The organism is Campylobacter concisus (genome assembly GCF_002913715.1).
GTDB lineage: Bacteria > Campylobacterota > Campylobacteria > Campylobacterales > Campylobacteraceae > Campylobacter_A > Campylobacter_A concisus_AG.
This window is the reverse complement of the sequence record NZ_PPCE01000006.1, coordinates 91,734-107,363: the sequence shown is the minus strand read 5'-3', so window position 1 is coordinate 107,363 and position 15,630 is coordinate 91,734. Positions and strand designations below refer to the sequence as shown.

Genomic DNA, 15,630 nt, shown 5'->3' with positions numbered 1-15,630 from the left:
TGAAACATGGATGATATGAAAGAAATAATGGAAGACTTTTTAATAGAGGCTTTCGAACTTATTGAGCAGATAGATCATGACCTTGTTGAGCTTGAGTCAAACCCTGAAGATTTGGAACTATTAAATAGAATTTTCCGCGTTGCTCACACAGTAAAAGGTAGTTCAAGTTTTTTAAATTTTGATGTTCTAACAGAGCTTACTCACCATATGGAGGATGTTTTAAATAAAGCTAGAAAAGGCGAGCTAAAGATTACTCCAGACATTATGGACGTGGTTCTTGAGTCAGTTGATATGATGAAAGGCTTGTTAAGCAGCATTAGGGATCATGGAAATGATACAGCTGCTGGTATTGATATTAAAAACATTTGTGCAAGACTTACCCAAATTTCTGAAGGTGAGGCTCCAGCAGCAGCTCCTGAAGCTCCTGCCACACCGGTAGCTGAGCCAGCATCAGAACCGGTAAAAGAGCCAGAGTCAGCCGCGCCTGCCGAAGAAGCACCAGAGATAAGTGATGCCGAGCTTTCAAAACTAAGTGATTCAGAAGTTGAAGCTGAGATAGAAAGACTCTTAAAGGTTAGAAAAGCTGAGGATCAAGCAAGGCGTGCTTCAAAAGGTATAGCACCAAAATCTCCTAGCGAGATAGCCCCAGCTGCAAGTAGCACTTCAGCTCCAGCTGCAAAAGCAGAGAGCAAAGAAAAAGATGGAGATAAAAAGGTCCCAGCAGCAAGTAGCGGTGCAGTAGCGCAGGAACAAACTATACGCGTTGAAGTAAAAAGACTTGATCATTTGATGAACCTAATCGGTGAGCTTGTTCTTGGTAAAAACCGCTTATTAAAAATTTATGATGACGTGGAAGAGAGATATGAGGGTGAGAAATTCCTTGAAGAGCTAAACCAGGTGGTTTCAAGCCTAAGTCTAGTTACGACTGATATTCAGCTTGCAGTTATGAAGACAAGAATGCTACCAATAGCAAAAGTCTTTAATAAATTCCCACGTATGATACGCGATCTTAGCCGCGACCTTGGTAAGCAAATCGATCTTGAGATTTCAGGTGAAGAGACTGAGCTTGATAAGTCAATCGTAGAAGAGATCGGCGATCCACTAGTTCACATCATCAGAAATTCATGCGATCACGGTATCGAGGATCCTGAGACAAGAAAGGCAGCAGGTAAGCCAGAAAAAGGCCTTGTTCAACTAAAAGCTTACAATGAAGGTAATCACATCGTTGTTGAGATAGTTGATGATGGTAAGGGTTTAGATGCTGACATGCTTAAATCTAAATCGATAGAAAAAGGCATCATCACTGAGCGCGAAGCTGATGCGATGAGCGAAAAAGAGGCATTTGGTCTTATCTTTAGACCAGGATTTTCAACTGCAGCAAAGGTTACAAACGTATCTGGCCGTGGTGTTGGTATGGACGTTGTTAAGACTAATATCGAAAAACTAAACGGTATCATTGATATTGAAAGTGAAGTTGGAAAAGGCACAGTTATGAAGCTTAAAATTCCACTCACACTCGCGATTATTCAGTCGCTACTTGTTGGAACACAAGAAGAATTTTATGCTATTCCACTTGCTAGTGTTCTTGAAACTGTTCGTGTGCCGATTGATGATATTTACACGATCGATGGCAAAAATGTACTAAGGCTAAGAGATGAAGTCTTGTCTCTTGTTAGACTTTCTGATGTATTTGGTGTAGAAAAAGCTTTTGATGGTGGAGATCAAACTTATGTCGTAATAATCGGTGTTGCTGAAGCAAAACTAGGTATTATCGTCGATACTTTGGTTGGACAAGAAGAGATTGTTATTAAATCAATGGGTGATTATTTACAAAATATCCCAGGTATTGCCGGTGCGACTATTAGAGGTGATGGCCGTGTGACATTGATTATCGATGTTGGTGCTATGATGGAGATGGCAAAAGATATCAAGGTAGATATTAGAGCCGAAATAGAAGATAGCACAAAAGCAAAGGAAAAACCAAGCGATTATAAAGTCTTGATAGTTGATGACTCAAAAATGGATAGAACTATCATGCAAAAAGCGCTTGAACCAACTGGGGTAACAATAATAGAGGCCACAAATGGTGTTGAGGCATTAAACATCGTAAAATCTGGAGAACACTCCTTTGATGCGATCTTGATAGATATTGAGATGCCAAGAATGGATGGATATACACTAGCTGGCGAAATTAGAAAATACTCTAAGTACAGAAATTTACCACTTATTGCTGTTACATCAAGGACATCAAAAACAGATAGATTACGTGGTGTAGAAGTTGGAATGACTGAGTATATTACAAAACCATATTCAGCCGAGTACTTAGAAAATGTCGTTAGAAAGAATATAAAATTAGCTTAGGGGTAAGGGATGAACAATAAACTAAATCAAGTTTTAAGCAAACAAAAACAGCAAATAAATGGTCCTGAGTTAAAAAATAATGAGGATATAGTTCAGCTAGTAGGATTTGTTGTCGGTGAGGAAGAGTACGCGATACCTATTTTAAATATCCAAGAGATAATCAAACCTATTGAATATACACGTGTTCCTAGTGTACCTGATTACGTTCTTGGCGTGTTTAACCTACGTGGAAATGTTATTCCGCTTATTGATTTGCGTAAGCGTTTTTCACTAAATGTCACAAAACAAAGCCCAAGCACAAGATATATCGTTATGAAAGATGCGGATAATATCGCTGGCTTTGTGATAGACCGCTTGACGGAGGCTATCAGAATAGACCGTAATAGGATCGATCCGCCACCAGAGACTTTAGTAAAAGACAAAGGCATGATTTATGGTATCGGTAAGCGCGATCAAAATATCCTTACGATCTTAAAGGTCGAAAGCCTTTTAAAACGTGATTTTTAGGGTATAGCTTGATAAAACTTTGTGTTTTTGACTTTGACTCTACAATAATGGACGGCGAGACAATAGATATTCTCGCCGCCGCTAATAATGCTAGTGAAGAAGTAGCTAATATAACTAAGCGTTCGATGAATGGCGAGCTTGATTTTTTTGAAAGTCTTACAAAAAGAGTAAAATTTTTAAAAGGATTGCCGCTTTTAAAAGTAAATGAAATTTGTAAAAATTTACCCATAATGCCAGGAGCTGGCGAGCTAATAGAGGCTTTAAAGCAAAAAGGTATCAAAGTTGTGGTCTTTAGTGGTGGATTTCACAATGCAACCGATGTAATGCAAAAAAAACTTAATTTTGATGCAAATTTTGCAAATATCTTGCATCATAAAGATGGAATTTTAAGTGGTGAAGTTGGCGGAGAGATGATGTTTAGTAGTTCAAAGGGAGATATGATTGACCGCTTGTGTGGACTATTAAATTTAGGCAAGGATGAGATAATGTGTGTTGGGGACGGGGCCAATGACATATCGATGTTTAGAAAGTGCGACCTTAGCATTGCATTTTGTGCAAAAGATATCTTAAAAAAAGAAGCGACACATTGTGTTGATGTTAAAGACTTGCGTGAAATTTTAAAATTTATAAGGTAGAAATTAATGTATGACAACGAAGCTAAATTCTCTCTTTGGTGTGATTTTATAGAGAGAAATTTTTTACAAAGTGAATTTAACTCTTTATTGAAAAATAATGTTATAAACGGTGCTACAAGCAACCCAGCTATTTTTAAAACAGCGTTTGCTTCACCTGCTTATAAAAAGATCATAGAAACTAGCAATAAACGCCATCCAAAAGATCTTTATGAAATTTTGGCTACTCAAGATATAAAAATTGCAGCATGTAAAATGTTAAGGAATTATGCAAACGGCGATGATGGCTTTGTAAGCATTGAGGTTGATCCAAATTTAAGTGACGATACAGCCGCAACGATAGAAGAAGGTATCAGGCTTTATAATCTAATATCAATGCCAAATGTTATGATAAAAATTCCAGCTACAAAAGATGGTTATGAGGCGATGAGCGCGCTTATGGCAAGGGGAATTAGTGTAAATGCTACGCTTATATTTTCACCAGATCAGGCTAAAAACTGCCTTGAAGCATTTAAAGAAGGCAGTAAGGCTTATGCAAGTCGCTTTATAGATACTACTATGCCAAAAGGTGTGATAAGTGTTTTTGTAAGTAGATTTGATAGAAAGCTTGATGAAGTTATGGCTGCAAAGAGCTTGCCAACAGGACAAATTGGCATAATGAATGCTGCGAATATATACCACCTGATTGAAGATTTTGGACTAGAAAATATAAGAACACTTTTTGCAAGTACAGGTGTAAAAGGTGGTGGTTTAAGAGGGGATTATTACGTTAGAGAGCTAATGTATAAAAATTCTATAAATACAGCACCAATAGAGACGATAAAAGAATTTATAAAAGAAAAAGCAGAGGCAAAAAATGTACCTAGTAAAGAAAATATCTCAAGCTTTTTCCAGATTATAAAAAATAATGAGATAGATATAAATGTCGTTTATAAAGATTTATTAAGCGATGGTTTAAAGCAGTTTGTATCAGCATTTGATGATATTATGAAATCACTTTAAACAAAGAAGCCCAAGCTAATACACAAACAGCAGAAGCGATCATTCTTAAATAAGCTTTATGTGAAATTTATAAAGCATTGGATAAAATCAGCACCTATTTTTTTATGAAAGGAAAACGATGTTAGAAGGAATCGTTAGAGAGAGTATCGGTAAGAAGTCTGCGAAGGCTTTGAGAAGAGATGGTTATCTAATCGCCAACATTTATGGCAAGGGATTAGAGAATGTTGCAGCTGCTTTTAAAGTAAATGATTTTATTAAAGAAGCACGCAAAAAAGAGAGCCTTGCTTTTGATGTAAAAGTAGGCGGAAAAGTTTATAATGTCGTTATTGTTGATTACCAAAGAGATGTTGTTACAAGTGATCTTAAACACGTAGATCTAAAAGTAGCACTTCCAGGCGTTTTATCAAAATATATGATCCCAGTTAAGCCAGTTGGAACACCTATTGGTCTTAAAAATAAGGGCGTTTTGATCCAATCAAAAAGACGTCTTTGCGTAAAATGTACAGCTGAAAATTTACCAAATTCATTTGACGTTGATGTAAGCAAACTTGACATCGACGATACTATTTTGGTTCGTGACATCACAGCTCCTAAAGGCGTTACTATTGTAGACGCTGACCGTGTTGCGGTACTTGGAGTTATTAAAGCTAAATAAAAAGGGCTTTTGTGACACTAATAGCGGGGCTGGGAAATCCTGGCTCCAAATATGAAAACACTAGACACAATATAGGCTTTATGCTTATAGATCTCCTAAAAGACTCAAATTACAAAGATGTTAGCTCAGCCAAATTCCAAGGCGAAGTTTTTAAATTTAACGACATTATCTTGCTAAAACCAACAACTTTTATGAACCTCTCAGGACAAAGTGTAAAAGCGGTAAAAGACTTTTATAAACCAGATAGAATAATCGTAATACACGATGACCTTGATCTTAGTTTTGGTGCAGTTAAATTTAAAAAAGGCGGTAGTAGCGGCGGGCATAACGGTATAAAATCGATCGATGGACTAATAGGCAACGAGTACGAAAGGGTGCGTGTTGGCATTGGACACCTTGGTGATGCTAAAAATTTTGTCCTTGGAGAGTTTAGTGATGAGGAGAAAAAGGCTTTAGATGAAATTTTGGCCTACACAAAAAATGCAGTTTGCGAGCTACTAAAGAGTGATATTAATGAAATTTCACAAAAATTTACAGTAAAAAAAGGTCTTATCAAATGAAACTATACGCCAGATACGTTGGCTGGGTCTATATAAAATCTTTTTTTATCGTATTTTTAGCGCTTGAATTATTTTATGTTGGTATCGATCTACTTACAAATTTAAAAGATCTGCCACCATCTGCTAACCTTCAGCTCCTTTATGTTGGGCTTACTGCGCTAAGTGCCATTAGCTACGTTTTGCCACTTTCGCTTATTTTTGCACTAATAATTTTACATGTAAATATGGTTAGATCAAACGAGCTAATCAGCTTTTATGCACTTGGTATTAGTAAAAATAGTCTAATTTTTCCACCATTTTTTATTGCGCTTTTTGTAACTATTTTTTATGTTGGCTTAAATTTTACTCCATTTGCCTATGCGCACGACTATCAAAAAAGCATCGCTAAAAATACGGCTTTTTCAAAAAGCACAAATGATTCGTTTTTAAAGTTTGAAGGCAAATTTATCTACATAAAAGAGCTAAATTCTGTGAATCAAATAGCAAATGATGTTAGAATTTTTGAGATAAATGGCACAAATTTACTCTCAACTACATTTGCAAATCACGCTAATTTTAAAGACAATGAGTGGATTTTAAAAGATGTTAATCAAACTCTTTTGCCGCAAATTTTAGAGCTTGGTGAAGCTGGTTTTAATAAAATACAAAGTGATAGCTTAGATGCATTAAAAGGCTTTAAGCCAAAGAGTATTGAAAGCGCTGTTAGTGTTGAAAACTCAAAATTTAATATCCCAGATGCGATAAATTTTATAAAGACATTTAAGAATGAAGGCATCGGCCTTGATAGTGCAAAAACAGCTTTTTACAACCTTGCTATCGCACCATTTTTTGCACCATTTTTGTTGCTCATTTTTTACTATCATTTGCCTGTAACTGGTAGATTTTTTAATCTTGCGCTTTCGACTTTTATTTTTGTTGTGATAACTCTTGTCGTTTGGGGGCTGCTCTTTATTCTTGCAAAATTTGCACAAACTTCTGTAATCTTGCCAGAGATTGGTATAGTTTTACCGGTCATTTTACTTTTTGCATACGCCATTTATCTCATAAAATCGCATCGTTAAGCCAAATTTTGGCAAGCTTTTTGTAAAATCAAGCCATTTTAATAAAGGCTATTTTATGGATTTTAAAGAGCTTGCACGTAGATACAAAACCCCACTTTACATTTATGATTTTAACCACATAAAAAACCGCTATGAAGCACTAAAGAATGCATTTTTTGCTAGAAAATCTCTCATTTGTTATGCGGTGAAAGCAAACTCAAATCTAAGTGTTTTGAAATTTCTAGCCGACCTTGGAGCTGGATTTGATTGTGTTAGCATTGGCGAAGTAAAAAGAGCACTTTTAGCAGGCGCAAAGAGATATCAGATCATTTTTAGCGGTGTTGGCAAGAGCGATGAAGAGTTAAAAGAGGCTTTAAAAAATGAAATTTTACTCATAAATGTTGAGAGTTTTGCTGAACTTTTAAGGCTTGAGGAGATCGCAAAAGGGCTAAACTTAAAGGCAAGAATTAGCATTAGAGTAAATCCAGGTGTCGATGCAAAAACTCACCCATATATCTCGACAGGGCTAAATGAAAATAAATTTGGCGTTGATGCTGAAACAGCTAAAAGAATGTACATCCACGCTAAAGCTTCAGACTCTCTTGAGCCAACTGGTATACATTTTCATATCGGCTCTCAGCTAACATCACTTAGCCCGATAATAGATGCTGCAAATATTGTTAGCGAGCTTTTAAGAGAGCTAAGAGCGCTTGAGATAGACATCAAATTTTTTGATGTTGGTGGCGGACTTGGCATCATCTATAACGATGAAAAAGAGATAAATTTATATGACTACGCACAAGGAATTTTAGGCGCGCTAAAGGGTCAAGACGCAACTATCGTTTGCGAGCCAGGGCGCTTCATTGTTGGTAATGCTGGCTACTTTGTCGCAAGTGTTTTATATGAGAAATTTAACGGCAAAAAGAGATTTGTCATCACTGATGGCGCGATGAATGATCTTATTAGACCAAGCCTTTATGGTGCTCATCATGAAATTTTTGTTTGTGGCAAGGATAAAAATTTAGGTGTTTGTGACGTGGTCGGTCCAGTTTGTGAAAGTGGCGATTTTTTAGCAAAAGATATAGAGCTACCAGAGTGCGATAGTGGCGATATCATCGTGGTTAAAGGGGCTGGGGCTTATGGATTTAGCATGAGTTCAAACTACAACACAAGAAACAGAGCCGCTGAAGTTTGCGTGCTTGATGGCAAAGATAGACTTATAAGAAGACGTGAGAGCTTTGAAGATGTCGTGGCACCTGAGATAGAATTTTTGGAGAGCGCTGATGCAAGAGCTAAAAGAGCTTAGAAAAGAGATCGATGCGATCGATGATCTCATCTTAAATAAACTAAATGAAAGGATGATTTTAGTTGAACAAATCGGCAAGCTAAAACAAACTAGCGGAACGCCCATATATCGTCCTGAACGCGAGCGAGCTATCATAAACCGCTTAACTAGTCTTAGCAAAGACAAAGCTTTAAATAAAGCTGCGATCGAGGCCATTTATCTTGAAATTTTTGCTGTAAGTAGAAATTTAGAAATGCCTCAAAAGATCGTCTATCTAGGACCTGAAGGCACTTACACGCATCAGGCGGCTCAGAGTAGATTTGGTGCGATGAGTTCATATTTGCCACTTGCTACGATCGAGGCAGTTTTTACAAAATTAGCTCAAAAAGAGGCAAAATACGGCGTTGTGCCTATTGAAAACAACACCGAAGGCGCTGTTGGTGCTACGCTTGATTGTTTGAGTAAATTTAGCGATATAAAAATAGTTGCTGAGCTTTATGTGGATATCCATCACAGCTTTGTTAGCATAAATGAAAATTTAAAAGATATAAAGCGAATTTATTCACATCCGCAAGGGTATAATCAATGCCGTAAATTTTTAGAAGATCATATGCTAAACGAAATTGAATTTGTTCCAGCAAAATCAACCGCAGCAGCTGCATATATGGCATCAATGGATAGAAACTCAGCCGCCATTTGCTCAAAGATTGCAGCAAAAATTTATAACGTGCCAATCGTCTATGAGACGATTGAAGACAATATGGCAAATAGAACGAGGTTTTTGATTTTAAGCGATTTTAAAAACGCCAAGGTTGAAAACTCAAAAACTTCAATCCTTGCAAAGACTGATCACAGTCCAGGACGCCTTGCTGATCTACTTTCTATCTTTAAAAATGAAAATATCAATATCACAAAACTTGAGTCACGCCCTATAAAACAGCGCGAATTTAAGTCAATGTTTTATCTTGATTTTGAAGGACATATCGACGATGAGAAGGTACAAAATGCCTTTGAACTCGCAAAAGAGAGCGGTGCTGAGATAAGCTGGTTAGGAAGTTATTTAAACGGAGAAGAGTAATGAAGTTTAATGATTTTTTAGATGATTTAGTTAATTATGAGGCTGGAAAGCCGATCGAACTTGTAGTTAGAGAATTTGGTATCGAGGCAAAAGATGTAATCAAGCTAGCTAGCAACGAAAATCCTTTTGGCACTAGCAAACGCGTAGAGGAGGCACTAAAAGAGGCCGCTAAAAAAGCGCATCTATATCCAGACGACAGCTATTTTGAACTAAAAGAAGGGCTGGCTAAAAAATTTGGCGTAACTAGTAAAAATTTGATAATCGGCTCCGGAAGCGACCAGATCATAGAATACGCACTGCACGCAAAAGCAAACAAACAAAGCGGTGTTTTGATGGCTGGTGTGACCTTTGCAATGTATGAAATTTATGCAAAGCAAACTGGAGCAAAAATTTATCGCACAAAGAGCATGGGGCACGATCTAAATGAATTTTTGGAAATTTACAATGCAAAAAAAGATGAAATTTCAGTCATTTTTCTATGTATGCCAAACAACCCTTTGGGTGAGTGTTTAGATGCTGAAGAGATATTTAAATTTATAGAAAAGATTGATGAAAATACACTTGTGGTGCTTGATTGTGCCTACAACGAATTTGCTAAATTTAAAGATAGCAAAAAAGAGATAAGGCCAAGTGATGTGGCTAAGCTTAAAAATGTCATCTATCTTGGAACATTTTCAAAGGCTTACGCACTTGGTGGCATGCGCGTAGGATACGGCGTAGCAAATGAAGAGATAATAGGCGCTCTCTCAAAACTAAGAGCTCCATTTAATATCACAACCCCAAGCCTAAGAGCCGCGATAGTAGCACTTGGAGATGATGAGTTTGTGCAGCAAACCATGCAAAATAACTTCGAGCAAATGAAGAGATATGAAGAATTTGCAGAGCAAAATGGCATAGAATTTATCCCAAGCTATACGAATTTCATAACTTTTAAATTTAACGAGCCAAAATCAAGCCAGATATGCGAAAAGATGCTAAAAAAGGGTATAATTTTGCGAGATCTAAAAAGCTACGCCTTAAATGCGGTGAGAATCACCATCGGCCTTAGCTGGCAAAATGATAGAGTTTTTGAAGAATTAAAGCAAATTTTAAAGTAGGAATATGGATTTTAAAGCATTACTTCATCAAATAAGTCAAATTTATCAAAAGCTTTCATTAAAGCAAAAAATCGTTGCTGCTAGCTCGATCGTCTTGGTCGTGGCATTTTTGGTATTTTTAACACTCTATAAAAGCAAAAATGAAAATTTTGCAGGTTACGGCGTCCTTTTTGAAAATATTAGCCCAAATGATTCTGCCTTAATACTTGATCAGCTAAACAAAGATGGAATTAAATATAAATTAGCAAACGAAGGCACTATCCTTGTGCCAACGAGCGATGTCTATAAAGAGCGTATCGCTGTTGCAACGCTTGGAATACCAAAAGAGAGCAAAATCGGTTTTGAAATTTTTGATAAGCAAGAATTTGGCGCGACCGATGCCGAGCAAAGAGTAAAATTTCAAAGAGCGCTTGAGGGCGAACTAGCTAGAACGATCGAGAGCCTCTCGTCTATCCAAAAAGCGACTGTTCGTATCGCTATCCCTAAAGAGAGCGTTTTTACTGAGCGTCAAGCACTTCCAACAGCGTCTATCGTTGTTGAGCTAAAGCCAGGCGTTAGCCTAAACGCAAAGCAAATTTTTGGCATTAAAAACCTTGTCGCTGCCTCTGTTACAAATTTAAGCACAGAAAATGTAAAGATCATCAATCAAGATGGCGTCGCACTTGGCGATGAAGACGGTGAGTTTGATAGTGATGCTATAGCTCAGCAGATACGCTATAAGCGCGAGTTTGAAAATAACTATGAGCAAAAGATCGTAAATGTGCTAGCTCCTATCGTGGGCGGAGCAGATAAGGTCGTAGCAAAGGTAAATATCGACTTTGACTTTGATAAAAAAGATACAAAAAGCGAGGTTTATGACCCAAATAACGTCGTAAGAAGTGAAAGTAATATCGAGGAAAAACGCCAAGGCTCAGCTCCAAATGAAGTGGGCGGCGTGCCAGGTGCGGTTAGCAACGTAGGCCCTGTTCAAGGGCTAGATGATAGCACTTTAAAAGAGCAGTACAACAAAAGCTCGCAGCAGACAAACTACGAAATTTCAAAGAAAGTGACAAATGTCAAAGGGCAGTTTGCTAGCATAAATAGAGTGAGTGCGGCTGTCGTTATAGACGGACTTTATCAGAGCAAAAAAGACAAAGACGGCAAGCCAACTGGCGAGCTTGAATTTGCCCCACTTACCAAAGAGCAAAGAGAGTCAATCACAAATTTAATCAAACAATCAATCGGCTATAACCAAAATAGGGACGATGAAGTAAGTTTAGATAACTTTGAGTTTAAAACCGGCAAAGATATAAGCGCTAGTGAGAAGATGGATGGCTTTGTGAATAACTATGTAGTGCCATTTATGCCGCTGTTAAAATATATTTTCGCAGCATTGTTGCTTTATATTTTCTATAAAAAAGTCATTGTGCCATTTATGCAAAAGATGCTTGAAGAGACAAAAGAAGAAGAGGAGCAAGTTCAAGATGGCCTTGAAGATATTGAGGTAGATGCTGAAGATACACTTGAGAAATTTAAAGCTGCTCGCAAAAAGGTCGAAGAGCAGCTAGGACTTAGTGGCGAGTTTAATGAAGATGAACTAAAATACGATGTTTTACTTGAGAAAATGAGAGCAGTCATCACAGAAAGAAACGAAGAGATAGCAATGCTACTTCAAGATATGGTAAAAAATGACAGCGACTTTAATATGCGTAAGGAAATTTGATGTCAATAAAGCTAAATGACAAGCAAAAAATGATTTATGATGATCTATCGATGCCTGAAAAGATTGCTATTTTGCTGATTCAGCTTGGCGAAGAGGCAACTGCTCTTATTTTTTCTCACATGGATGTTGATGTCATCACTGAAATTTCAGGCTATATCGCAACTGCGAAAAATATTGATAAGCAAGTCGCAAGCGCTGTACTAGAAGAATTTTACGCATTAATGCAGTCAAATCAATATATGAGAAGTGGCGGTTTAGAGTACGCAAAAGAAATTCTTTACCGCACATTTGGTCCAGAAGCTGCTCAGAAAATTTTAGACAAGCTTGCAAAAAGCATGGAAAACTCAAAAAGCTTTGGCTATCTTGATAAGATAAAACCACAACAGCTTGCAGACTTTATCATAAAAGAGCACCCTCAAACCATCGCGCTAATACTAGCTCATATGGACTCAACAAGTGCTGCTGAAACGCTTAGCTTTTTCTCAGATGAGTTAAGAAGCGAAGTCGTGATCAGGATGGCAAATCTTGGTGATATTAGTCCATCGGTAATTAAGCGTGTTTCAACTGTGCTTGAGGGCAAGCTTGAAAGTCTTACATCATACAAAGTCGAAGTTGGCGGTCCAAGAGCTGTAGCAGAAGTACTTAATAGACTTGGGCAAAAAGCTAGCAAAAGCACGATCGAACGCATCGAACAAAGCGATGATAAGCTTGCAACAACGATTAAAGAGCTTATGTTTACCTTTGAAGATATTATCAACCTTAACGCAACCGCAATTAGAGAAATCCTTAAAAATGTCGATAAAAAAGACCTTATGGTCGCATTTAAAGGCTCAAGCGATGGCATAAAGGATAAATTTTTATCAAATATGTCTCAGCGTGCAGCAGAAGCCTTTAAAGAGGAGATGCAATATCTTGGTGCGGTGCGTGTAAAAGATGTTGAAGAGGCTCAAAGACGCATAGTAGAGACGGTGCAAACTCTAGCTGATCAAGGTGTATTCCAAGTCGGCGAAGCAGATGAGATGATAGAATGAAAAGCAGCGTAATAACCAGTGAGACTTCTCCAGCTCACTTTATAGAAAATTATAGATTTAAGGTGCTTGGAGTTGGAGAGCGAGCCACAGATAGTGCTCCTGTATTGATAGAGGAAAATAATCTTAGTGAAGAGCTAAGTGAGCAAAATTTTGGGCAAAAGAGTGAAAATTTTGTTCCTCAAGCTAGTCATCAAACGCAAACAAACTCACAAAACCACTTTGCTTCTCAGGCTCAAAGTCCACAAATACAGCAAGGAGGTGAGTCGAGCTTTGTTGAAGAACTGCTTAAAAAAACAGATGAGCTAAGTAGCAATATCATCAAACTTCAAATGCAAATAGAAAATCAAGAGAGCGAATTTGCTAAGCGCCTTGATACTGAAATTTCTCGTGCTAAAGAAGATGGCAAAAATGAGGGTATCGCCCAAGCAAATGCGGCAAATGAAGCGAAGATAAATGAGCTTGAGGCTAGATTTAGCGCTTCAGCTGCAAAGTTAGATGAGCAGTATGTTAAATTTGATGAGTTTTTGAAAAAGAGCGAGGAAGAGCTTGGGCAAACTGCGATAAAGATCGCAAAAGAGGTGATAGAAAAAGAGGTTTCAAGCGTATCTAGCCAGATCGCTCATCACCTAGCAAATTCGCTTATAAAAGAGCTAAGCGACGTAAAAAACATAGAAATTCGCGTAAATCCAGAAGATAGCGAATATATAAAAGAGCAATTTAGCAAGAATGAACACGTCAAGATAAGCGCTGATGATGCTATAAGCAAAGGCGGTGTGGTTATTATAAGTGATGGCGGCAATATCGATGCGACTATGCAAACAAGGCTAGAAAAACTAAAAATGCTGGTAAATAATGAATAAAGACGTTAAAAGTTTAGATGTTGATGAACTAAACGCACTTTGTCATGACATCAGGGATAAAATTTTAGCCACCGTTAGCAAAAATGGCGGTCATCTTAGCTCAAATATTGGTGCAGTCGAGATCATCGTTGCGATGCATAAAATTTTTGATGTGACAAAAGATCCATTTATTTTTGATGTGAGCCACCAAAGCTACGCACACAAGCTACTAACTGGACGCTGGGAGAGCTTTGATACACTTAGAAAATTTAATGGTATCAGTGGCTATACAAAGCCAAGCGAGAGTAAATTTGACTACTTTGTAGCAGGGCATAGCTCGACGTCCATATCTTTAGCAGTTGGTGCTGCAAAGGCGATAAAACTTAAAAATGAAGATCGTATCCCAGTAGCTGTCATAGGTGATGGCTCACTAAGTGGCGGAATGGCGTACGAGGCGCTAAATGAGCTAGGGGATAGAAAATATCCTTGCGTCATCATCCTAAACGACAACGAGATGAGTATAAGCAAGCCTATAGGCGCGCTTAGCAAGTATCTAAGCCAGATGATGGCAGGACAGTTTTATCAAAAATTTAAGGGCAGGGTTGAGAAATTTCTAAGCTATATGCCAGATTCAGCTGCATACATGGCTAGACGTATCGAAGAGGGCATTAGACTCATCACTCCTGGCATGTTTTTCGAAGAGCTTGGACTCGAGTATATAGGCCCAGTTGATGGACATGACCTTTCAGCGCTTCTTAGTACATTTGAAACTGCCAAAAATATGAAAAAACCAGTCATAGTGCATGTACAGACGCTAAAGGGCAAAGGATATGAATTTGCTGAGGGGTGTTATGAAAATTGGCACGGAGTTGGGCCATTTGATCTAAAAAGTGGCGAATTTATCAAAAGACAGTCAAACAAGTCAGCCACGGCGATCTTTAGCGAGCAGCTTTTAAAGATGGCAAGAGAGCATAGCGACATCGTTGGCGTAACGGCCGCGATGCCAACAGGCACTGGCATGGACGCTTTGATACAAGAATTTCCAGATCGTTTTTGGGACGTAGCGATAGCCGAGCAGCATGCAGTCACCTCGATGTCAGCTATGGCAAAAGAGGGTTTTAAACCATTTGTTGCAATATACTCGACATTCATGCAAAGGGCCTATGATCAAGTCATTCACGACGCTTCTATTTTAAATTTAAATATCACCTTTGCGATGGATAGGGCTGGCATCGTGGGCGAGGACGGCGAAACGCATCAGGGTGCTTTTGACATTAGCTTCTTAAACGCTGTGCCAAACATGGTTCTTTTTGCCCCAAGGTGCGAAGAGAGCATGAAAAATGTTATGGAATTTGCCTACTCTTACAAGGGTGTTAGCGCATTTAGATATCCGCGTGGGGCATTTATCTTAAGAGATGAGTTTGAAGCTCAGCCACTTGAGTTTGGCAAGGGTGAAATTTTAGCTGACGCAAAGAGTGATATCGCATTTTTAGGCTATGGTAACGGCGTTGGTAGGGCAAATTTGGTCAGAAATTTACTAACTGGCAAGCTTGATGTGATATTGGTTGATCTTGTCTTTGCAAAACCACTTGATAGTGAGCTTTTATTAGGTCTTGCAAAACGCACTAAAAAGTGGTACATATTTAGCGATAGTGCTAAAAAAGGCGGTATTGGCGATATAGTAAGTGCATTTCTACAAGAAAATAAAATCTCAAATATAAGCGTCATTAGCTTCGAGTATGAAGATAAATTTATCCCACATGGTTCAACTGCTGATGTTGAAAAGTATCTTGGTATAAGTGCTGAGCAGATTACCAAAAATTTACTAGAAAATAATTAAT

General features: G+C 38.0%; 14 protein-coding genes. All 14 read left to right on the top strand.

Features of this window, described 5'->3' with window-relative positions; all coding sequences use genetic code 11:
* Window positions 1–6: 6 nt before the first annotated feature.
* The 14 genes from CYO92_RS03495 to dxs all read left to right on the top strand — a co-directional run bounded on the left by CYO92_RS03495 (window position 7) and on the right by dxs (window position 15,629).
* Complete coding sequence (locus tag CYO92_RS03495; protein WP_103588398.1) at window positions 7–2,361, top strand: hybrid sensor histidine kinase/response regulator; 2,355 nt, start codon at window positions 7–9, stop codon at window positions 2,359–2,361.
* A gap of 9 nt (window positions 2,362–2,370) precedes the next feature.
* Window positions 2,371–2,868 (top strand): chemotaxis protein CheW, encoded by a 498-nt coding sequence (locus CYO92_RS03490; protein WP_085658145.1) that lies wholly within the window; start codon window positions 2,371–2,373, stop codon window positions 2,866–2,868.
* A gap of 8 nt (window positions 2,869–2,876) precedes the next feature.
* Window positions 2,877–3,503, top strand: coding sequence for a phosphoserine phosphatase SerB (gene serB, locus CYO92_RS03485; RefSeq protein WP_103576701.1), 627 nt, complete (start codon window positions 2,877–2,879; stop codon window positions 3,501–3,503).
* 6 nt (window positions 3,504–3,509) lie between these two features.
* Window positions 3,510–4,502, top strand: a complete 993-nt coding sequence (locus CYO92_RS03480) for a transaldolase (RefSeq protein WP_103588397.1) — start codon at window positions 3,510–3,512, stop codon at window positions 4,500–4,502.
* Between the two features lie 118 nt (window positions 4,503–4,620).
* Window positions 4,621–5,157, top strand: a complete 537-nt coding sequence (locus CYO92_RS03475) for a 50S ribosomal protein L25/general stress protein Ctc (protein WP_021091684.1) — start codon at window positions 4,621–4,623, stop codon at window positions 5,155–5,157.
* 11 nt (window positions 5,158–5,168) lie between these two features.
* A complete protein-coding gene (gene pth / locus CYO92_RS03470; protein WP_103588396.1) occupies window positions 5,169–5,717 on the top strand; it encodes an aminoacyl-tRNA hydrolase in 549 nt (182 codons plus the stop codon).
* Window positions 5,714–6,778: an LptF/LptG family permease gene (locus CYO92_RS03465; protein WP_103588395.1), complete on the top strand. Its 1,065-nt coding sequence runs from the start codon at window positions 5,714–5,716 to the stop codon at window positions 6,776–6,778. Before pth ends, CYO92_RS03465 begins: the two co-directional genes overlap by 4 nt.
* 55 nt (window positions 6,779–6,833) lie before the next feature.
* Window positions 6,834–8,063 carry a diaminopimelate decarboxylase gene (lysA, locus tag CYO92_RS03460; protein ID WP_103588394.1) on the top strand — a complete coding sequence of 410 codons (1,230 nt, stop codon included), beginning with the start codon at window positions 6,834–6,836 and terminating at the stop codon, window positions 8,061–8,063.
* On the top strand, window positions 8,041–9,120 hold the full coding sequence (gene pheA / locus CYO92_RS03455; protein ID WP_103588393.1) for a prephenate dehydratase: 1,080 nt from the start codon (window positions 8,041–8,043) through the stop codon (window positions 9,118–9,120). Before lysA ends, pheA begins: the two co-directional genes overlap by 23 nt.
* Window positions 9,120–10,217: a histidinol-phosphate transaminase gene (gene hisC, locus CYO92_RS03450; protein ID WP_103588392.1), complete on the top strand. Its 1,098-nt coding sequence runs from the start codon at window positions 9,120–9,122 to the stop codon at window positions 10,215–10,217. The genes pheA and hisC overlap by 1 nt, the downstream gene beginning before the upstream one ends.
* 4 nt (window positions 10,218–10,221) lie before the next feature.
* Window positions 10,222–11,919, top strand: a complete 1,698-nt coding sequence (gene fliF, locus CYO92_RS03445; RefSeq protein ID WP_103588391.1) for a flagellar basal-body MS-ring/collar protein FliF — start codon at window positions 10,222–10,224, stop codon at window positions 11,917–11,919.
* Entirely contained in the window at window positions 11,919–12,950 is a 1,032-nt protein-coding gene (gene fliG, locus CYO92_RS03440) for a flagellar motor switch protein FliG (RefSeq protein WP_021091747.1), read from the top strand. Before fliF ends, fliG begins: the two co-directional genes overlap by 1 nt.
* Complete coding sequence (gene fliH / locus CYO92_RS03435) at window positions 12,947–13,810, top strand: flagellar assembly protein FliH (protein ID WP_103588390.1); 864 nt, start codon at window positions 12,947–12,949, stop codon at window positions 13,808–13,810. Before fliG ends, fliH begins: the two co-directional genes overlap by 4 nt.
* Window positions 13,803–15,629 (top strand): 1-deoxy-D-xylulose-5-phosphate synthase, encoded by a 1,827-nt coding sequence (gene dxs, locus CYO92_RS03430; protein ID WP_103588389.1) that lies wholly within the window; start codon window positions 13,803–13,805, stop codon window positions 15,627–15,629. Before fliH ends, dxs begins: the two co-directional genes overlap by 8 nt.
* Window position 15,630 lies beyond the last annotated feature (1 nt).